This is a genomic window from Veillonella rogosae JCM 15642 (genome assembly GCF_002959775.1).
GTDB classification, from domain to species: Bacteria; Bacillota; Negativicutes; order Veillonellales; family Veillonellaceae; genus Veillonella; species Veillonella rogosae.
Genome location: NZ_PPCX01000009.1, coordinates 105,604 through 124,686 on the forward strand (window position 1 = coordinate 105,604; position 19,083 = coordinate 124,686).

Below are 19,083 nucleotides of genomic sequence, written 5' to 3' on the forward strand. Positions count from 1 at the left end.
TTTGAATTGTAATAATCCAGAGTAGTGCTTTTGTCATTATTTATTAGCTACAACGAGTTTGTATCCATTCAAGTGGATGTTTTCACCAGTTGTGTCTTCGTTAGTTAAGGATTTTACATAGCTGTCGCCAGTAAGTGTCCAGCTAGAGTCTTTGCTGAGTTTCAGTGTAACTTCTTTAGCTGAGTTGTTTGTATTTACAGCGCCTACAAGGCTAGAACCGTTTGTCATGTCTAGTGCAATAGTACTGATGGAGTCAGCCACGATGTTACCACTTAATGCTTGGTTAGATGCGCGGAGTGTGAGGTGACCGCCGTTTTCGCCAGCTTTACCCCAACGGGAGTCAGCCGCTACTTTCACGAGGGTATTGGTATTAGGCATAGAGATTGCATTGTTAGAGAGGTCTACTTTAGCCGTAGTATTGTTTACATAGATGAACGCACCTGTAGAGTGTGTTGTGAGCGTGTTATTTTCTGCTTTGAGGCGTGCAATGCCGCTTTCAGCATCACCAGAGAAGCTTTGATATAGCATGAATCCATTATCTTTGTAGCCAGTTACGTTTGAGTTCGTAAGGGTAATGGAGTTTTTGCCTTCTACAACGCCAATTTCACTGTTATTAGCTACGCCGTTCACATTGTTAGCTGTAATATTACCCGTTGAATAGATAACAGGGCTACCTGCGCCAGATGTTGTTAGTTTAGCAGCTTCCGCAGTAATCGTACCTTCGCCACGATCTGTAGCAAGTGTAGCAGAGTGAGCACCTTCAGTAGTAATCGTTAGATTTTTACCATTTACTGTGCCTTTATACGTAGCATCTAGACCACGAGAGGAATCGCTTTTAGTGTGAATATTAGTGTTTTCTACGTTGATAACAGAGCTTTCACCGGTAGCAAAGACTGCATTGGAACCATTGGAGTTAGATGTAATATTGCTACCCTTAATGTTAATTTGGCTGCCATCAATACCAAGAATTACCGCATTTTGACCTCGGAAATTACTGTTGTCATCGCTTGTAGTATTACCAGTTTTATCGAAAACGCTGTTTTCGATATTTACGACTGCTTTATTTTTGCCTATGAAAGCATTCTGGTCAGATGTTGTGTTAGTAATTAATTCATGAGCGATAGATTTGTTTTCTGTTATTATAGACGTACTTGTGAAAGTACTAGGATCTACTTCGGCTTGTGGTGCCATGCCAGTAGGGGATCCGTTTTGCATATCTGTTGGAGGTGCCCCGTTTTGACTTCCACTTGGAGGTGCTCCATTAGGAGCACCTACTGGCGGTTGACCTGCAGGTGCTTTGCCATGTGGAGCACCATTTGGTGGTGTGCTACCTTGAGCAGATGGTACAGTTGGAGCTTGTTCTGTAGTGGTTACAACAGCTACGTTAGTATTCGCTTGTGTTTCTGCTGCAAAGGTTGGAATGAAGGCCAATGTAGATAAGGCGGCACCTAATACTGCAGGGAGCACCCAACGGCGTAATTTTCTGTATTGTATGTTATTTTTATGTGTTCTATGTTTCTTTTTTATAATTGTTTTATTCATACTATTTCTCTCCTAAATTGTATAAATTGATTGTAGTTGAATAGTAAAATCTAATTGCATAAAATATAGATTGATAGCAGTATAATTTCTTACAATGAAAATATCGTGAAGTATAGAAAAAATCTTTTTTTATTGCCTTTGAATTAGCTTCGGAGGTTTACATTTCATCGATTTTTTTAGTATAATATAGCTCAGTACATAATTCATATTTGTACTAATTCTGCCGTATATCATAAAAAGGAAGACCGAATTCGTAAAGGCGAATAGCGCAAGTACCCGCGAAGGCAGTCGTTAGGGTAGACGAGGTGAAGAGTGATCGAATAATCAGCGGATGCTCTTCCGGCACATTCATGTCGTAACAGATATTAAAAATCCCATCGGTAACGATGGGGACAAAGTATATCTGAATGAATTGTATTAAAGTAATAATTAATACATAATTGAAACATTAATCTAGAACATTAATTTGTTAGCCTTAGTTGTTGGCTGGGGCTAGAATGCCCCCAGTTATAGGAGGATATACTTATGTGCGGTATCGTAGGATACATTGGCTTTAATCAAGCATCTGATTTCTTGTTGGACGGTATGGCGAAATTAGAATACCGTGGTTATGACTCTGCAGGCATCGCTGTTATTGGTGCTGAAAATGTAATCAAAATTCAAAAAAAGGTTGGCCGTCTAGCTAATCTTGAGGCGATTGTAAAAGCAGATCCTAATGAAGGGACTGTAGGTATTGGTCATACTCGTTGGGCTACTCATGGTCGTCCATCCGATATGAACTCCCATCCTCACTCCTCTGAAGATGGTAAATTTGCTGTTGTTCACAACGGTATCATTGAAAACTACATGCCTTTAAAAGAAGAGCTTATCGAAAAAGGGTACCATTTCAAATCTGAAACTGATACTGAAGTAGTAGCTCACTTATTGGCAGATATGTACGATGGCGATTTCGTAGGTACTGTACGCCGCATGCTTGCTCGTGTTGACGGTGCGTATGCTCTTGAAATCATCTGTGCTGATGAGCCAGACAAAATCATTTGTACTAAAAAAGAAAACCCATTGGTTATCGGTCTTGGCAAAGGCGAAAACTTTGTTGCCTCTGATATTCCAGCGATCATTAACTACACACGTGATACATACATCTTGAGCGATGGCGAATTAGCGATTGTAACTCGTGATAATGTATCCGTATTTGACCGTGAAGGTAATGCTGTCGATAAAGAAGTATTCCACGTAAGCTGGAATGCAGAGGCTGCTGAAAAAGGCGGTTATGAACACTTCATGTTGAAAGAAATTCATGACCAACCTAAAGCAGTTCGCGATACATTTGGTACACACATCTCCGAAGATGGCAAAACTGTACACTTCGAGGAATTGAACTGGACTGCTGACGATGTAGCCGCTTTCAATAAAATCCTCATCGTTGCATGTGGTACTGCATACCATGCAGGTCTTGTAACAAAACAATATATTGAAAACTTGGCGCGCATTCCTGTAAGTGTGGAAATTGCATCTGAGTACCGTTATAGCAATCCGTTGACAGATGATAAAACATTATGTATCGTTATCAGCCAATCCGGTGAAACATCCGATACATTGGCAGCCTTGAAAGAGGCTAAACGCCTTGGCGCTAAATCCTTAGCTATCACAAACGTAGTAGGTTCCAGTATTTCCCGTGAAGCAGATAACACTGTTTACACATGGGCTGGTCCTGAAATCTCTGTAGCGTCTACAAAAGCGTACACTACTCAATTAGTAGCAGGCTTGTTGTTCGCTGTATACCTTGGCCAATTGAACGGTAAAATGGATCCAGCTGTAGGCGAAGAAATCCTTTGCGGTGTTAAAAGCTTGCCTACATTGATTCATGAAATCTTTGAAGTAGACGAAGATATGAAAGCCTTTGCAAAACATTATGGCTTCAAATCTGATGCGTTCTTCTTGGGCCGTGCTATCGACTACGCAGTAGCGATGGAAGGTGCTTTGAAATTGAAAGAAATTTCTTACATCCATGCTGAAGCATATGCTGGTGGCGAGTTGAAACATGGTACATTGGCTCTTATCGAAGAAGGCGTACCTGTTATCGCATTGGCTACACAAGAAGATGTGTACGATAAGATGATTAGCAACATCCGTGAAGTAAAAGCGCGTGAAGCTGTTGTAATCGGTATTGGCATGAAAGGTGACGAAGAATTATCTAAACACGTAGACCATACAATCTATGTGCCTCGTGCAAATAAATTCATCGCTCCAATCCTTGCGGTTGTACCATTGCAATTATTGGCGTACTACGCAGCGATTACTCGCGGCGCAGATGTAGATAAACCACGTAACTTGGCTAAATCTGTAACCGTAGAATAATATATATAACCAACAGTGCTTCGGCACTGTTGGTTTATTTCAATATAGGGAGACTATTATGGCAGTTATATTTTCCGGCATCCAACCAAGTGGGGAGTTAACACTTGGTAACTATTTGGGGGCTTTACGTAATTTTTTAGACTATCAAGACACTGATGAATGTTATTATTGTATCGTTAACCAACATGCGATTACTGTACCACAAGATCCAAAAGAGTTATTCCAAAATACTCGTAATTTGGCTGCCTTATACCTCGCTGTTGGCCTCGATTCTAAAAAGGTAACATTATTTGTGCAATCCGAAGTGCCTGAGCACGTTAAACTCGGTTGGGTTATGCAATCTATCAGCTATGTTGGCGAATTAGAGCGTATGACACAGTACAAAGATAAGTCTCAAAAGCAAGGTGACTCTATTCCTACAGCGTTGCTTACGTATCCACCATTAATGGCGGCAGATATTTTGTTATATGGTACTAACTATGTTCCAGTAGGTGAGGACCAAAAACAACATCTTGAATTGACTCGTAATTTGGCAGAGCGTTTTAACCGTAGATTTGGCGAAACTTTCGTAGTACCTGATATCAAGGTAGGCGAAGGTGGTGCTCGCGTTATGAGCTTACAAGAGCCAACTAAGAAAATGAGTAAATCTGATGACAACCAAAATGCTACGATTCGTCTTTTGGATGCACCAGACTTGATCGTGAAAAAATTGAAACGCGCTCAAACTGACTCTGATAATGCAGTGCGTTACGATAAAGAAAACAAACCTGGCATTTCTAACTTGATGGGCATTTATCGTGCTATTACAAAAGACAGCTACGAAGCTATTGAAGAAATGTACGCAGGTAAAGGTTATGGCGTGTTTAAATCCGATATCGCTGATCTTTTAGTAGCAACGCTTGAACCAATTCAACAACGCTATAATGAATTGATTGCAAGTCCTGAACTCGATATCATTCTCGATGAAGGTGCTGCTAAGGCGCAAGCTAAAGCGAGTGTAATGTACCGTAAGGTAGAACAAGCTATGGGCTTGTGCCGTAAATAAAAACATATAGTAGACTTTCAATTTGTGAGGAAAACCATGACGAAACAAGAGGCGATGGAACGCTTTTCATCAGGTGCCGTACAACAGAGCTTAGAAATACATCGCGGAATCCAATGGACCGGTCGCATCATTGGTCTTGTGGTATGTGCGTTAATCATAAAATATATGCCTTCAGACTGGGTAGAACGCGTATGGTATTATCTGTTGTTGCTCGTCATATTGTGGACCCTTCATAGATTAGGTGAAAGTCAAGCTTTTATCTGTGAAAAGGGCCTCGTGTTAAAGCGAAGGCCTTTTTCTGTGAAAGAATACTTTCACAGTCTCTTTAATGGGGATGAGTATTTTGTCTTTGTCGATTACGATCATATCATCGGTTTTACCGAAGGGTGGCGTGAATTGCAGGCTATGAACGGTCATGGTGGTATTTATGTAATCCCCCTTGATTTAACTCAAGTACCATATAAGGACAAAATGGCCATGATAGAGGCTATCCATAAGCATACGCAGTCATAACTATCAGACAAATTATTATATAAATCATTATAAAAATCATAAATAGCTGTGCACAAATTATAAAAATCAAAAATAGCTGTGCACAAAATAGATTTTTAAGTATATAGATGCAGTGAATATGAGACTGTAGAGTCATATACTAAAAAATTTGAAAATTCATCAAATTAACTATTTACAACTTTAACGAACTAAAGTATAATACAATCATCAGGTACAAAAAATGAACTGTACGAATCATAAAAGTTTGTAGAGATTAGGCGATAACGCCGTGGAGGATAGTTATGAATTGGAAAAAGATGATGGCCGTTGGCCTTGCAGCTGTGTCTATGATGGTATTTGTAACGGGTTGTGGTGGGGACGCTAAAAAAGCGAATACAGAATTGCCTAAGAAAGTTGTCATTGGTTTAGATGATAGCTTCCCTCCAATGGGCTTTAAAGATGATAAAGGTGAAATCGTAGGCTTTGATATCGACATGGCAAAAGAAGCGGCTAAACGTGCTGGCATGGAAGTAGAATTCAAAGCTATCGACTGGTCCAGTAAAGAAGCAGAACTAAAATCTAAAAAAATCGACGCATTGTGGAATGGTTTAACCGTATCTCCTGAACGTGAGAAAAATATTTTGTTCTCCAATGTATATATGAAAGACAAACAATACATCATCGTTCGTAATGAAGATGAGTCCATCAAAGGTAAGGCTGATCTTGCTGGTAAAGTGGTTGGCGTACAACAAGCTAGTACTGGTGAAGCTGCATTACAAAAGGATGAAAGCGGTAAGACTGTTAAAGAAATAAAATCCTATGCTGATTTCGTAAGTGCTTTCATGGATCTTGGTATTGGACGTGTAGATGCGGTTATTGCTGATGGCGTTATTGCTCGTTACCTCATGACAAAAGAACCTGGTAAATACAAAATCGTAGAAGGTACTGATTACGGTGTAGATGATTTCGCAGTTGGTTTCCGCAAAGAAGATACTGCTTTGCGTGACAAAATCAATGGTATCTTAGCTGAAATGAAAAAAGACGGTACTGCTGATAAAATTGCTGAAAAATGGTTAGGCTCCGGCTCAGACCTTGATAAGAGCGATGCTAAATAGTACGATTCGTGGTATACTAATAGTACTATGGTCAGTAGGTACAACTGATAATTAAAGAACGAAATGTACACTAGAGAAGAGGCCAGATGCCTCTTCTCTAGTCGTGTTTTGAAGGAGCATTCCATGTTAGATTATTTATTGCAGATTATTCCAACCATCGCCGATGGATTAAAGGTAACCGTATCACTATTCTGTATTGTATGGATTTTATCTATCCCAGGCGGCATCCTGATGGCTATGTTGCGTCTATCTAAATTGCCTTTAGTAGATAAGCTAGTAGATGCTTTCGTGTACTTAATGCGTGGTACACCGTTGATGTTACAAATTTTATTCGTCTATTATGCTTTACCAATCATTACAGATGGGGCCATTCAAATGGACGATGCGACGGCAGCCGTTCTTACCTTTGTATTAAACTACGCAGCTTACTTATGTGAAATTTTCCGCGGTGGTATTCAATCCATCTCTCGTGGTCAATACGAAGGGGCAAAGGTACTTGGTTTTACGTACTCTCAAACTATGCGAAAAATCATCTTGCCGCAAATGTTTAAGCGTGTATTGCCACCTCTTGCCAATGAAACGATTAACTTGTTGAAAGATACATCTCTTGTGTATGTATTAGCGATGAATGATATCTTGCGTATTACGAAGTCTATCGTACAACGTGACTTTGATATTTCTGCATTCCTTGTGGCAGCAATATTCTATTTGATCTTTACCTTTATTTTGACGAATATCTTCAACTACTTAGAACGAAGATTTGCTGTATATGAAGATTAATCTATTTCTATGGTAGTTTGTCGTATGTAATTATGTAAGAGGTACTTATGACATTTGTAAATATGGAGCGTATTGAAAAACGCTTTAACAATCAAACAGTATTGCGCGATGTATCGCTCAAAATGAATAGAGGGGAAATTGTTTCTATCATCGGACCTTCTGGTTCTGGTAAATCTACATTTTTGCGTTGCTTAGGTCAATTGGAAACGATTGATGGAGGCTCTATTACCGTAGATGGCACTGTTCTTGCTAGTACTGATGCTAATGGCACTGTAAACTATGCAAGCCAAGAAACACAACATGACTTGCTATTACGCATGGGCATGGTGTTCCAATCTTTCAATTTATTCCCGCATATGACTGTGCTCGACAACATTATGATTGCACCGCGTATGGTAAAAGGCATGAAGGATGAAGATATTCTACCGATTGCAGAGCAATTACTTAAGAAGGTAGGGCTCTGGGAAAAACGCGATATGTATCCATCCCGTTTATCTGGTGGTCAGCAACAACGTGTAGCTATTGCTCGCGCCTTAGCAATGAACCCTGAAATTATGCTTTTCGATGAACCTACATCGGCTCTTGATCCTGAGCTTACTGGTGAGGTTCTTAAGACTATAAAACAATTAGCCGATGATCATATGACGATGATCATCGTAACCCATGAAATGAACTTTGCTCGTGAAGTATCTGACCGCGTTATCTTTATGGCAGATGGTGTTATTCAAGAAGAGGGAACACCAGAACAGATTTTCAACAATCCACAGAACGCTAGAACAAAAGCATTCTTGGATAATATGTTATAGGAGGACCTATGAAGTTACGTTTGATTGCAGCAACACTAGCTGTTATGGCTTTGGGGACGACCTCTATCATGGCAGAGGGCTTAAAAGGTACGCCTGAAACACCTTTGGCGATTGTAGAGTCTCAAAAGGATTCGGCCTCTATTTTGCCAGACCAATATAAATCCTATGCTACTCAAATGAACACGGTAGTTAAGGACTATAAAAATGGTTACACTTTTACAATTCCTTGGCGCGTAGCCGACGGTGTCATGCTAGATATGGATGTGCGTAGTGAAAGCGAGCATATTCAAGGCTATTCCTTCAACTTAGCCGGTCCAACTCAAGATGATGCTTATACGGTGTCTTTCACAAAGCGCAATAATACACCACAAGATGGAGTATCTCAAAAGGAATGGAATACGACTTGGTATGGTGTGCCGATTAAGGGCATGTCTAGTGAGGAGTATTTGAGCATTTGGCGTCAACATAGCAATGCCTTTGAACATAATGATATTGTAGGTGGTTTCTTTAGTAAAAAAGGTGCCACATCTGCTCGTTGGGATAAAACAACGCCGAAATCTTATGCAGAAATGACCTCTACAGAGCCGGTACAATCTGTGTTTGAGGCGGAATTCATTATGGATAAAGATCCTACGCATCGCTATAATTTGGTTAGTACTTATGCGCCAATTCAAGCGGACTTCATGGAGGCTGGCTTGATGGAACATACGATTCCATCCTTTGAACTAATCAACAAAAAGAATTCTAATGCCATTAAAGGGGTTAAACAGTTCTTAACTGGAACGAATGATATTAGTGTGGCAGAAGGCATCAAGTTTACGTATCCAAAAGGCTTCACTCGTCTTAACGAGAAAGGTAAGATTGCTTTCACTAAGCATAATATTCGCCTCGATGTAGAGTCTTTTACAATCCCTGTACAAGCCGTTAGCACAGGGATGCCGACGATGATGGGTAAGCAAATGCTTGGTGATTATTACCTCAAACAACTGGTTGAGGTGAATAAGGCGAGCATTACTCGTTATGAAACGCATATCATCGATGGAAATGTAATGTTCTATCTTGCGGGACATATGAAAAATCCGAATACCTCTGATACATCGGCGGCGGCTCCAGTATCCTTTGGTGCTACCATCATCCTTGGTAATGAAGGCAATGTAGCAGTAGCGCGTATGATTGGTCCGTCAGGTGTTAGTTTAGCTACACCTGAGCTTATCGATATACTAGATGGATTTAGGCTGACTACGACTCTCAATACTAATCAATCTTCACAAGTTCTCTAATATACACATAATATTCTTTTATTTGTATAATTCTGTATAATTTGTGCTATAATGTAATAAATCCTTTTGGAAAAAGAGGAGTTTTCCTTGATAGTCTAGAATATATTAGTATAGGCTAAACGATCTTTGATCATATCCCCTTTGAGGGATTAGTAATAGGAGGGGTTATTATGGTTACCTACAAAACTATTGTCGTACCTACTGATGGTTCTGAAAATGCTAAACGTGCATTAGAGCATGCTCTTGCAGTAGCAGACCGCAACCAAGCTGAATTGATCGTTGTTCACGTTGCGAATATCGTATCTGCTATTTCCAATTTCGACCAAACACCAATCTCTGGTGGCTACGTATCTGAGCAAATCGCTGAAGATATGGAAGAAACTGGTAAAGAAATTCTTAACGATGTAGTGCAAGAAATTCCTACAGGCGTTAAAGTTAAAAGCGTATTCGAAGTGGGCTCCCCAGGACCTGCATTACTTGCAGTAGCTAAAAAATACGATGCTGATCTTATCGTAATGGGTAGCCGTGGCCTTGGTCCTTTGAAAGGCTTATTCATGGGTAGCGTAAGTAGCTATGTAACTAGCCACTCCACTTGCCCTGTACTAATCATTAAATAATGCATATCCTGTTTTGATATGTTACAAAAAGAGACTTTGTTTTTACAAAGTCTCTTTTTTAATATAATAAAAATGATATAATGTTTATATGTATGCTCTACATATGAGCAATCTAATTTAAGAAACATCGATTAGTTATACATAAGAAATATAGATTATAAGCATGGATATGAATGAAATTAAGGGGGACTATATGAGCGACAAACAAGAATCATTGCTAAAGCTAGCAGAGCTGTTTAAAATCTTGGGAGACCCTACACGCCTTAAAATAGTAGAACTATTACTAGAAAACGAAATGTGTGTAAATCACATCGCAGAAACTATGGGGATGGGACAATCAGCTATTTCCCACCAATTGCGTGTATTGCGTCAAGCGCGCCTCGTGACCTATCGTAAGGATGGAAAAACAGCGTATTATTCTCTAAATGATGATCATGTAGAGTGCCTTGTAAGAATGGGTATGGAACACGTAGCTCATCAGTAAATAAAAAGATAATTATTTAAAATGTAAAAAAAGGAGCCCTTTTAAAGGGCTCCTCTTTGTATAGGTATACTAGTATCAATATAATGGGAAAAGATAATAGGCGATTGTAATGAATAGCGGCATAGTTACTGCTGATAGAATTGTAGTGCCCATAACGATTTGTGTAGCATACTCTGGGTTATTCTTCATTTCAATTGCAATGAGAGACATATTGATAGCTGTTGGTACGCTATAGGTTATGATAATAGTTTGCGCTGCTATTGGATGCATAGGGCCATAGAACTTGATGAAGAGTATGGTCATAGCAGCGGCTATGATTGGGCTTATTACAAGTCGCAACGTCGTTGCAAGCATAACATCTAGTTTAAAGAAGTTTAATGGCGTTCTGTTAATTTGTACACCTAAGGCAATCATAGCAACCCCAACAAAGGCATTAGCAAAGATATTGAGGGGCGCAAAGAAGAAGAGACCGTGTAAATCAAAAGGCAGCAACTGGCAGAGTAGAGCCATTGGGATGGCATAAACCATTGGCATGTGGAACACTACTTTTAGTGCATCTCGAGGACTTAGCCTGCCCGCACCAGCTTGGTAGAACCCATACGTATTACTGCTGATGGTTTGAATAATCATGATGGATACGACACTTACAAGACCTAAGTTTGCATAGGGGGTGGCGCCATCAATAACATAGGGGACGTTTGTAAATACAAATATAGCAAGGGCGACACCCATATTCCCTACATTGTTAAACATAACACAGTTTTTTAAGGTCCCAATCTTGGCTACGTCATAACCTTGCATTCGCCCAACTATATCCGATAGTATGGAGTTTAGTATAAGTACACAGAATGCAACAAATACAATTTCTAATGTGCCTGAGTTAAGCTTTGCTTCATACATAGCTCTAAATATAAAAGTAGGTAATAATATGTAGAAGTTCAGCTTACTCAGCGTATATAGATCGAGTTTAAATTTTCTATCTAATATAAATCCAACCCCTATAAGTATTAAAATAGGGATCATGGAATTCATAAAGATATGGCCTATTAATACTAATAAATTCATTATCTCACCTAGAGTTTCTTATTAAAATAGGACATAGTATTAACTTATTATATAACTGTATAGAGTAAATATACAGTTAGTATTATATGAATGATTAGTGGATAAGTTTCAAAATCTGCTCGGAACTTTCTTATCCTCTATAGTATTATCATACCATAGTATGTATTGTTTGAGGTTTAAAAATTTATCTATTATAATTACTAATCATAATCATCAGAAATATCTATGCAGAATGTGAGCTTTTGCATACGACCTAAACTATGGATTTATAGTATAATGTGAATATATTGTATATTTAGTCTTTTGTTAGGCGATGTGTCTCAAGGTTTGACCATAGCTTTCACAGTGTGGAGCCCGGAGGGATGCACAGGAGGAATTATGAAACGAATTCTATTAGTATTAATGAGCGTTTTTATGCTTGCGTTTCTAGTAGGCTGTGGTAACGATGCAAGCAAACCGGCAGAAACAGGTAAACCAAGTACATCTGAAAAGATTACGGTACAAGCTGCTGCCAGTCTTAAAGGGGCTCTTACAGAACTGGCTGATGCTTACAAAAAAAGTCATAATTTAGCAGACGATCAAATTGCTATTAACTTTGCTGGTTCTGGCACATTACGTCAACAAATTGAACAAGGTGCACCAGCTAGCTTATTCATCTCTGCTGACGAAAAAAATATGAAAATGTTACAAGAAAAAGACCTTGTAAGTGATGTAAAACCATTCGTTACAAATGAACTCGTTCTCGTAGTTCCAAAAGGTCAACCTAAAGTTGAGTTAGATCAAATTGCTACTGTGAAACGCATTGTATTGGGTAACCCTGAAACAGTGCCAGCTGGTAACTATGGTAAACAAGTGTTAACAAAATTAGGCGTTTGGGAACAAGTAGAGCCTAATGTAGTATATGCAAAAGATGTAAAAGCTGTAACCGCATCTATTAGCCAAGGCGCTGGTGATGCTGGCTTCATTTACAAAACGGATGCTATTGCAGCAGGTGATGCCGTTCAAATTTCCGCAGTAACACCTGCAGACTCTCATGATCCAGTTATCTATCCAATTGGTATCATTAAAAAATATGACAATGCATTGGCAAAAGACTTTTACCAGTACGTAATGAGCCCAGAGGGCCAAAAAGTATTAGAGAAATACGGTTTCTCCACTTCTAAATAAGGGTAAAACGCTAGCTCTCATGGCTAGCGTTTTCTTATGGTACAATATAGATATTGTACATAGCCTAAATTTGTTGTATATAGAAAGGGGGAGTGGCATGAGTCCATTCTGGCTATCGCTGTGGGTGGCGAGCATTGCCCTCGTTATTGTTATCCTAAGTGGCTTAGCCGTTTGCTACTGGATGAATCGCTGTAAATGGGGCGGCATTGCTATTCTTGATGCTCTTATTACATTGCCTCTAGTACTACCTCCTGTAGTCGTTGGTTTTGCTCTGCTTATGGTATTTACACCGGGCTATGCCTTTGGGGCTTGGCTTGAAGCTCATGGCATGAGCGTCGTCTTTGCCGCTTCTGGTGCTGTCATAGCCTCTTCTGTTATTGCATTTCCACTGTTTTATCAAACGGTACGTTCTGCATTGCAGTCCGTAGATCATAATATGGAGGATGTAGCTCGAACATTAGGTGCTTCAGAACTACGCATTTTCTTTACCATATCTGTACCGCTCGCATGGAAAGGTATTTTAACAGGTAGTATTTTAGCGTTCTGCCGTGCTATGGGCGAGTTTGGTGCGACCATCTTGATTGCTGGTAATATTCCAAGGGTAACACGTACTATGCCGTTAGCTATCTACTCCTATGTAGAGGCAGGGCAGTATATGGATGCCTTTGAGCTAGTTATTTATATTTGTGTTCTTACATTGGCGTTACTGAGCGGGATTCACCTTATTACAAAAGGTTCCTTGTTCCGCCATACAGATAATAATTAGGAGGTTCTATGATTACATTTTCCTTTACTGTAGCTAGACCTTCTGTGACTGTGAAAGCTGATGGTGCGCTGCCGTCTGGCATTACTGTGCTGACTGGACAGTCCGGTAGTGGTAAAAGTACGTTTATCAAATGCATCGCGGGCCTCGTAAAACCCACAACTGGCAGTATTCAATGTGATGAAACGACATGGGTTGATCGAGATAAAAAGCTTTGGGTGCCCGCTCAAGAGCGCCAAGTAGGCTATATGCCTCAAGGCAATATTGTGTTTCCCCATTTATCGGTAGAGCGTAATATTACCTATAGCAAACGAGGTACACCTGACATGTGTAATACGTTGTTACAACGGTTAGGTTTAGAAAAATACCGCCATACTAAGGCGGGGAGATTATCTGGTGGTGAGCAACAACGGGTTGCACTTGGTCGTGCTCTTTACTCTAAACCGACTGTTTTGCTCCTTGATGAGCCTTTATCTGCACTAGACTGGAATTTGAGAAAACAAGTTCGTGAGGATCTCGTATCTATCATCCGTGAATGGGATGTACCTTGTGTATGGGTTACTCATGATGAAAGCGAAGCAGAAAACGTAGGCGATAGACACTGGACCTGTGAAAACGGAATCATTACCATTCCTAAATAAGGGTAAAGCTTAAGAACATATAATTTTGATGTAATGGTAACATACTTCGAAAATTAAAGAACAGATACATAAAAACACCTTCATAATCCTTGAACTGCACCTCCAAAAATTGTGTCCAATTTTTGGGGTGCAGTTCACTACTGGCGGATTGTGAAGGTGTTTTTTCTTAACTAGTTAATACTAATGAGAGCAGTGTATGTACTTTCAGTTTTGTTATTGCTTGATTTTAGCAGATGTGTGCGCTGTTTTACTTATAAATCCAACGATAGCTGTAACGACAAATGCCATTGTAAAGGCTGGTAATGTAGCACCTATTGTGCTTTCACTATGTAACATATAGTGGTATAAACCAACGGATACGGCCCAAATAAGACCTCGTACGAGATAAGCGGATAATGTTTGTACCTGTTGGCGATTGATAAAGTAATCCGCCAATAAGATGGCAATCATCGGCGCAAATACAGAGCCGATGAGGTATAGGAAGTCTGTAATATCATCCATTGGATATAGAATAGCTGCAATAGTACCCACGATAGTAACGATGACGGCGATACCTTTACTGGAGGCACCGTTATAGATAGTCGTACTAGATACGCCTGCAGAGTAAGCGTCCATAAAGGTTGTAGTAACGGTAGAAAAGATGATAACGATGAGGCCTGCAAGACCGAGGCCTGCATTCATCATGATAGTAATGATGGAGTCGCCACCGCCAAAGATTGCGGCACTAAGACCTAAGGTGTACATAACGATACTTGTTACAGTGTAGACTGTAGCACTTGTAAGTGATGCGGAGAAAGGTTTTTTACTTTCACGGGTATAATCACTGATGAGAGGTAGCCAAGATAGGGGCATGGCAATAGATAACTCAAGGGCAGCGATGAAACTCATGTTTCCGCTAGTTAGAAGGATACCTTCACTAGGCCACTGCGATATCATGTGAGCGCCCATGTAGAGGGTGAGCCCTAGCAATAGAACAGATACGATGGCTTGAATATAGCCCGTATTGTGGAGGCCGATGAAAAGCCACAAGATGACAAGTGCTCCAATAGCTATTGTCCAAATCATAGGAGATAGAGGTGCTAGCTCTTGTAAGGCTAGCATGGCATCGTAGATCATGATGCTAGTCCAGCCGATAAGTTGAAGCATATTTAAAAAGGCAAAGCCTTTAGCCCCTAGTGGTCCAAAGCTGAAGGCGGTTGTATTCATACTGCCTTGCCGTAAACGTCCACCAATGAGGCCCGCTCCGAAGAGCAATATACCGCCGATGATATGCCCTAGTATGATGGCATATAGACCTTGAGTGAGCCCTAAGGGGGCCAGATAAGTTCCTGTCATAATTTCCGCTATAGATAGAGCGGCACCAAACCATATCATGGCGAACTGTGGTTGTGTAATATATGTATTTTTCATACGTCCTCCTTGCCAGGAAGTCATAGAAAAAGCCGAGTTCATAGGAACTCGGCTTTTAATCCTCTATGTTCCCTACGTTGGCATTATCCAAATCAGGTTATGGGTTAAAGCGATAGCTTACTCTCAGCCCACTCTTGTGAGCACCCCGTTATGGCTTCATTATATGCGGATAATAGGAAACCGTCAATTCTTTTTGTTGCATAGATTGTATAATGATGTTATAACTAGAGTATAAAAATATATTGCCACTAGGGGTGCTTTTGCTGAGATTGACCATTCAAAACCCTAGACCTGATCCAGATAATACCGGCGTAGGGAAGTGGAGTGCAACATAATACTAAACTATTACGAGACCATTCCATTTGGAGTGGTCTTGTTTTATATGTTTGGAGGTATTATGAAAAAACTGATTATTGCTAGCATATGTGTGGCCTTAGGCGTAGTGTTATCTACTACATCAATTCCTGTTGGGCCGGCTCGTATTTTTCCGTTTCAACATATGATTAATGTTATTTTAGCCGTTGTGGTGGGGGCAAGATTTTCCGTAGGTGCTGCCTTTAGTACATCTTGTTTACGCAATGTATTGGCACTAGGTTCTCCTTTAGCCTTTCCTGGCAGCATGATTGGCGCTTGGTTATCGGCTTATTTATATAAGAAATATAACGCTCTATGGGCGGCGGCTCTAGGCGAAATCATTGGTACTGGCCTTATCGGTGCTCTCGTGAGTTATCCTATAGCCAATTTCTTGTTAGGTAAACCTTTGGCATTGTTGACTTTGATTACATCCTTCGCCATGAGCTCTGTAGCAGGTGCCTTTATTGGTTTCATAGTATTACAAATCTTATCTCGTCGTCATCTATTACATAAGGAGGCATAATGAAACTACATACTGCATTGACAATTGCTGGTACTGATCCTAGCGGTGGTGCTGGTATTATGGCCGATTTAAAATCCTTCCAAAGTCGTCACGTATACGGCATGGCTGTTGTTACCTCTGTGGTAGCCCAAAATACGACGGGCGTACATCATGTAGAACATCTGTCGCTAGAGAGTATTGACCGACAATTACACGATGTGTATTCTGACATTGAACCTCAAGCCGTTAAGACGGGCATGATTGCCTTGCCGGAGATGATGGATCTTATCTATCCTTATGTGAGTAAACCAATTCCTTATGTAATGGATCCCGTTATGATTGCCACTAGCGGTGACCGACTCGTATCAGATGAGGCAGTAAATTTCTTAAAATCCAAACTCATTCCGACGGCTACAGTGATTACACCAAACCGTAGTGAGGCTGAGGTCTTAGCGGACATGTCTATTGATTGTGAAAGTGACATAACAACGGCGGCTAATCGTATCTTACAGGACTTAGGACCTCAAGTAGTTATCATTAAAGGTGGTCACATCGGTGAAGATGCAACGGATTATGCTTTCACTAAAGATGGTAGCATCCGTACTTGGACAAGCCCTAAATATGATACGGTACATACTCATGGAACGGGCTGTACCTTCTCCGCAGTGATTACGGCGGAGCTTGCAAAAGGCCGTGATGTAATGGATGCCATTGGTATTGCCAAGGACTATATTGCACTTGCCATTAAACATAATCCTGGGCTGGGAAATGGCTGTGGTCCCGTTAATCATATGGCTTACGACCTGTTATCTAATGGACCTGAAACGATGGATGAGCTCTTGAAAAATGACGAGAGGAGATAGTGATATGACCCATGAAAATCCATATATGAATGGTCAAATTTGGCCTGAACTCAATATATTAGAAATCTTGCGCCAGAGAAACCCTCTCGTTATTTGTATTACCAATGATGTGGTGAGGACCTTTACGGCCAATGGTTTACTCGCCATTGGCGCATCGCCTGTGATGAGTGAGTGTAGTGAAGATTTGAAAAATCTCATCGTCCATGCATCGGCGCTACTCATCAATATTGGTACTCTTACACCAGACAAAGTTAGTTACTACAAAGATGCCATAGCACTGGCAAAGAAACATGAGGTTCCTATCGTTTTAGATCCAGTAGGTTGTCATGCGGGGGCTTATCGTCTATCTGTGGTGTTAGACTTGATTAAGACTGGTGATATCTCATTAGTACGAGGTAATCAAAGTGAAATTAAAGCTATCTACAATGCTTTAAGTCCTAATACTCAGGCAGATATATCCACTACCGGTAAAGGTGTAGATGGAGGACAGATCGAGGATAGTGCTATTATCGCCTATCGTCTAGCGCGCCTTATCAACTGTCCTGTTGTAGCTACTGGCGAAGAGGATTATGTTTCCGATGGAACTCGGGTATTTGCCGTTCCACACGGACACCCTATTATGACGGCTGTAACGGGCACGGGCTGTCTATTAGGGGCTGTATTGGCGGCTTTCTTCAGTGCTTATTATCCATGTAAAAATAGACTATCTATGGGTGAGTTTCTCGGCTATGCATTGGCATACTATGGTTTGGCCGGTGAAAGTGCAGTGCAGGTAAGTGGCGTACAACCTGGTAGCTTTAGTGTAGCCTTTATGGATAGCTTATATACACTGGATGATGCGGTGCTTATGTCTGAAAATCGTATACGGCCTATAGTTGTGCCAGATCAATTACAAGTATATTTCATCAGTGGTACGCAAGATGTGGAACTGAATGAAAATCGTTTGCTCTCTATCGTAGAGGACGCTTGTCGAGGCGGTGTGACTTGTTTCCAATTTAGAGAAAAGGGCGTAGGTACCTTAGTGGGGCAACAGAAACTAGAGTTAGCTCAACAATTACAACAAATCTGTGCAAAGTACAATGTACTCTATGTTATCAACGATGATGTAGACTTAGCAGTAGCTGTTAATGCTGATGGTGTACATGTAGGTCAAGAAGATATGCGTCTAGAAGAGGTGCGTAATCTTGTGGGCCATAAGGTGGTTGGTATTTCTATTCACTCTGTGGAGGAACTACATAAGACCGATGTAATCTACGCTGATTGTGTAGGTGTAGGACCTATGTACGCTACAAGTAGTAAGCCTGACGCTCAAGTACCGTGCGGACCAAATCGAATTACTGAACTACAAGCAGAAGGGCTAACATTACCATGTGTAGGAATTGGTGGCATCACTTTAGATAATGCGAAACCTATACTACAAGCAGGGGCTTCTGGTGTGGCTGTAATTTCTGCTATTGCTCATGCAGATAGTCCTTATGAAGCGGCGCAAGAATTTAAACATTTAGTTGATGGTATTAAGTAGTTAGTATATTAGATAATAGAATATACTCTTTAATAGTAAATAGAACACAAAAAAAGAGGGTTATAGGACAAAAAGTGTGTGTGACTAATCCCAATAAGTTGGAAAATCTGTAGACATATGTAGCTCATTCCAAACAGGAGCATCACCCCATTGAGGAATTGAACGATCTATTTGGCAATAATCAGATAACCGTTTGTAGATAGCAGCAATCGATTCATCTGTAGGCATACAATTTAATATATCTGAAATAGAAAGCGGTCTTGGTGAGTGCATATAG

The 19,083-nt window shown here is 40.4% G+C and carries 18 protein-coding genes, 1 pseudogene and 2 riboswitches; of the genes and pseudogenes, 15 read left to right on the plus strand and 4 right to left on the minus strand.

Going from position 1 to position 19,083, the window contains the following annotated elements:
- Positions 1-36 precede the first annotated feature (36 nt).
- Positions 37-1,542 (minus strand): hypothetical protein, encoded by a 1,506-nt coding sequence (locus VRHSUH09_RS05140; RefSeq protein WP_105081583.1) that lies wholly within the window; start codon positions 1,540-1,542, stop codon positions 37-39.
- A gap of 525 nt (positions 1,543-2,067) precedes the next feature.
- On the opposite strand from VRHSUH09_RS05140, the gene glmS reads away from it, so the two are divergent.
- From glmS to VRHSUH09_RS05185, 9 genes are all read left to right on the plus strand, one after another.
- Positions 2,068-3,900 (plus strand): glutamine--fructose-6-phosphate transaminase (isomerizing), encoded by a 1,833-nt coding sequence (glmS, locus tag VRHSUH09_RS05145; RefSeq protein WP_105081584.1) that lies wholly within the window; start codon positions 2,068-2,070, stop codon positions 3,898-3,900.
- 58 nt (positions 3,901-3,958) lie between these two features.
- The gene (trpS, locus tag VRHSUH09_RS05150) at positions 3,959-4,945 is read left to right on the plus strand and encodes a tryptophan--tRNA ligase (protein WP_105081585.1); all 987 of its coding nucleotides are present in this window, start codon (positions 3,959-3,961) and stop codon (positions 4,943-4,945) included.
- A 36-nt stretch (positions 4,946-4,981) separates the two neighbouring features.
- Positions 4,982-5,458 carry a hypothetical protein gene (locus VRHSUH09_RS05155; RefSeq protein WP_105081586.1) on the plus strand — a complete coding sequence of 159 codons (477 nt, stop codon included), beginning with the start codon at positions 4,982-4,984 and terminating at the stop codon, positions 5,456-5,458.
- Positions 5,459-5,739: 281 nt separating this feature from the next.
- Positions 5,740-6,552 carry an amino acid ABC transporter substrate-binding protein gene (locus VRHSUH09_RS05160; protein ID WP_105081587.1) on the plus strand — a complete coding sequence of 271 codons (813 nt, stop codon included), beginning with the start codon at positions 5,740-5,742 and terminating at the stop codon, positions 6,550-6,552.
- Between the two features lie 123 nt (positions 6,553-6,675).
- Positions 6,676-7,332: an amino acid ABC transporter permease gene (locus tag VRHSUH09_RS05165; RefSeq protein WP_009352132.1), complete on the plus strand. Its 657-nt coding sequence runs from the start codon at positions 6,676-6,678 to the stop codon at positions 7,330-7,332.
- A 47-nt stretch (positions 7,333-7,379) separates the two neighbouring features.
- Positions 7,380-8,138 carry an amino acid ABC transporter ATP-binding protein gene (locus tag VRHSUH09_RS05170; protein ID WP_054748040.1) on the plus strand — a complete coding sequence of 253 codons (759 nt, stop codon included), beginning with the start codon at positions 7,380-7,382 and terminating at the stop codon, positions 8,136-8,138.
- An 8-nt stretch (positions 8,139-8,146) separates the two neighbouring features.
- A complete protein-coding gene (locus tag VRHSUH09_RS05175; RefSeq protein ID WP_105081588.1) occupies positions 8,147-9,418 on the plus strand; it encodes a hypothetical protein in 1,272 nt (423 codons plus the stop codon).
- Positions 9,419-9,588: 170 nt separating this feature from the next.
- Positions 9,589-10,035 carry a universal stress protein gene (locus VRHSUH09_RS05180; protein WP_105081589.1) on the plus strand — a complete coding sequence of 149 codons (447 nt, stop codon included), beginning with the start codon at positions 9,589-9,591 and terminating at the stop codon, positions 10,033-10,035.
- A 193-nt stretch (positions 10,036-10,228) separates the two neighbouring features.
- Positions 10,229-10,519, plus strand: coding sequence for an ArsR/SmtB family transcription factor (locus tag VRHSUH09_RS05185; protein ID WP_054748046.1), 291 nt, complete (start codon positions 10,229-10,231; stop codon positions 10,517-10,519).
- Between the two features lie 75 nt (positions 10,520-10,594).
- Here the strand turns inward: VRHSUH09_RS05185 and VRHSUH09_RS05190 are convergent, their stop codons facing one another.
- Positions 10,595-11,584 (minus strand): AEC family transporter, encoded by a 990-nt coding sequence (locus VRHSUH09_RS05190; protein ID WP_105081590.1) that lies wholly within the window; start codon positions 11,582-11,584, stop codon positions 10,595-10,597.
- Between the two features lie 378 nt (positions 11,585-11,962).
- Here VRHSUH09_RS05190 and modA point away from each other — a divergent pair, with 378 nt between their 5' ends.
- The 3 genes from modA to VRHSUH09_RS05205 all read left to right on the plus strand — a co-directional run bounded on the left by modA (position 11,963) and on the right by VRHSUH09_RS05205 (position 14,155).
- Positions 11,963-12,751, plus strand: a complete 789-nt coding sequence (gene modA, locus VRHSUH09_RS05195; protein ID WP_105081591.1) for a molybdate ABC transporter substrate-binding protein — start codon at positions 11,963-11,965, stop codon at positions 12,749-12,751.
- Positions 12,752-12,848: 97 nt separating this feature from the next.
- Positions 12,849-13,517 (plus strand): molybdate ABC transporter permease subunit, encoded by a 669-nt coding sequence (modB, locus tag VRHSUH09_RS05200; protein WP_105081592.1) that lies wholly within the window; start codon positions 12,849-12,851, stop codon positions 13,515-13,517.
- A gap of 8 nt (positions 13,518-13,525) precedes the next feature.
- Entirely contained in the window at positions 13,526-14,155 is a 630-nt protein-coding gene (locus tag VRHSUH09_RS05205) for an ATP-binding cassette domain-containing protein (RefSeq protein ID WP_105081593.1), read from the plus strand.
- Positions 14,156-14,368: 213 nt separating this feature from the next.
- Here the strand turns inward: VRHSUH09_RS05205 and cytX are convergent, their stop codons facing one another.
- Positions 14,369-15,565 carry a putative hydroxymethylpyrimidine transporter CytX gene (gene cytX / locus VRHSUH09_RS05210; protein ID WP_105081594.1) on the minus strand — a complete coding sequence of 399 codons (1,197 nt, stop codon included), beginning with the start codon at positions 15,563-15,565 and terminating at the stop codon, positions 14,369-14,371.
- 52 nt (positions 15,566-15,617) lie between these two features.
- Positions 15,618-15,723: riboswitch (TPP riboswitch) on the minus strand.
- A gap of 82 nt (positions 15,724-15,805) precedes the next feature.
- Positions 15,806-15,900, plus strand: a riboswitch (TPP riboswitch).
- A gap of 62 nt (positions 15,901-15,962) precedes the next feature.
- Between cytX and thiW the strand changes: the two genes are divergently transcribed.
- From thiW to thiM, 3 genes are read left to right on the plus strand one after another with little or no spacing between them, the layout of a single operon-like run.
- Positions 15,963-16,442 carry an energy coupling factor transporter S component ThiW gene (gene thiW, locus VRHSUH09_RS05215; RefSeq protein WP_105081595.1) on the plus strand — a complete coding sequence of 160 codons (480 nt, stop codon included), beginning with the start codon at positions 15,963-15,965 and terminating at the stop codon, positions 16,440-16,442.
- Complete coding sequence (thiD, locus tag VRHSUH09_RS05220) at positions 16,442-17,284, plus strand: bifunctional hydroxymethylpyrimidine kinase/phosphomethylpyrimidine kinase (RefSeq protein ID WP_054748054.1); 843 nt, start codon at positions 16,442-16,444, stop codon at positions 17,282-17,284. The genes thiW and thiD overlap by 1 nt, the downstream gene beginning before the upstream one ends.
- A gap of 4 nt (positions 17,285-17,288) precedes the next feature.
- Complete coding sequence (gene thiM, locus VRHSUH09_RS05225) at positions 17,289-18,806, plus strand: hydroxyethylthiazole kinase (protein ID WP_105081596.1); 1,518 nt, start codon at positions 17,289-17,291, stop codon at positions 18,804-18,806.
- Between the two features lie 84 nt (positions 18,807-18,890).
- Here thiM and VRHSUH09_RS05230 read toward each other — a convergent pair.
- Positions 18,891-19,083, minus strand: a pseudogene (locus VRHSUH09_RS05230) (IS256 family transposase); the annotation flags it as partial.

Excerpts from the sequence above, each read along its gene's own strand:
- VRHSUH09_RS05180 (WP_105081589.1), top strand. The coding sequence starts at position 9,589 with ATGGTTACCTACAAAACTATTGTCGTACCTACTGATGGTTCTGAAAAT.
- thiW (WP_105081595.1), top strand. The coding sequence starts at position 15,963 with ATGAAAAAACTGATTATTGCTAGCATATGTGTGGCCTTAGGCGTAGTG.
- modA (WP_105081591.1), top strand. The coding sequence starts at position 11,963 with ATGAAACGAATTCTATTAGTATTAATGAGCGTTTTTATGCTTGCGTTT.
- VRHSUH09_RS05170 (WP_054748040.1), top strand. The coding sequence starts at position 7,380 with ATGACATTTGTAAATATGGAGCGTATTGAAAAACGCTTTAACAATCAA.
- thiD (WP_054748054.1), top strand. The coding sequence starts at position 16,442 with ATGAAACTACATACTGCATTGACAATTGCTGGTACTGATCCTAGCGGT.
- trpS (WP_105081585.1), top strand. The coding sequence starts at position 3,959 with ATGGCAGTTATATTTTCCGGCATCCAACCAAGTGGGGAGTTAACACTT.
- glmS (WP_105081584.1), top strand. The coding sequence starts at position 2,068 with ATGTGCGGTATCGTAGGATACATTGGCTTTAATCAAGCATCTGATTTC.
- VRHSUH09_RS05205 (WP_105081593.1), top strand. The coding sequence starts at position 13,526 with ATGATTACATTTTCCTTTACTGTAGCTAGACCTTCTGTGACTGTGAAA.
- VRHSUH09_RS05165 (WP_009352132.1), top strand. The coding sequence starts at position 6,676 with ATGTTAGATTATTTATTGCAGATTATTCCAACCATCGCCGATGGATTA.
- VRHSUH09_RS05190 (WP_105081590.1), bottom strand. The coding sequence starts at position 11,584 with ATGAATTTATTAGTATTAATAGGCCATATCTTTATGAATTCCATGATC.
- VRHSUH09_RS05160 (WP_105081587.1), top strand. The coding sequence starts at position 5,740 with ATGAATTGGAAAAAGATGATGGCCGTTGGCCTTGCAGCTGTGTCTATG.
- VRHSUH09_RS05185 (WP_054748046.1), top strand. The coding sequence starts at position 10,229 with ATGAGCGACAAACAAGAATCATTGCTAAAGCTAGCAGAGCTGTTTAAA.
- cytX (WP_105081594.1), bottom strand. The coding sequence starts at position 15,565 with ATGAAAAATACATATATTACACAACCACAGTTCGCCATGATATGGTTT.
- VRHSUH09_RS05175 (WP_105081588.1), top strand. The coding sequence starts at position 8,147 with ATGAAGTTACGTTTGATTGCAGCAACACTAGCTGTTATGGCTTTGGGG.
- thiM (WP_105081596.1), top strand. The coding sequence starts at position 17,289 with ATGACCCATGAAAATCCATATATGAATGGTCAAATTTGGCCTGAACTC.
- VRHSUH09_RS05140 (WP_105081583.1), bottom strand. The coding sequence starts at position 1,542 with ATGAATAAAACAATTATAAAAAAGAAACATAGAACACATAAAAATAAC.
- modB (WP_105081592.1), top strand. The coding sequence starts at position 12,849 with ATGAGTCCATTCTGGCTATCGCTGTGGGTGGCGAGCATTGCCCTCGTT.
- VRHSUH09_RS05155 (WP_105081586.1), top strand. The coding sequence starts at position 4,982 with ATGACGAAACAAGAGGCGATGGAACGCTTTTCATCAGGTGCCGTACAA.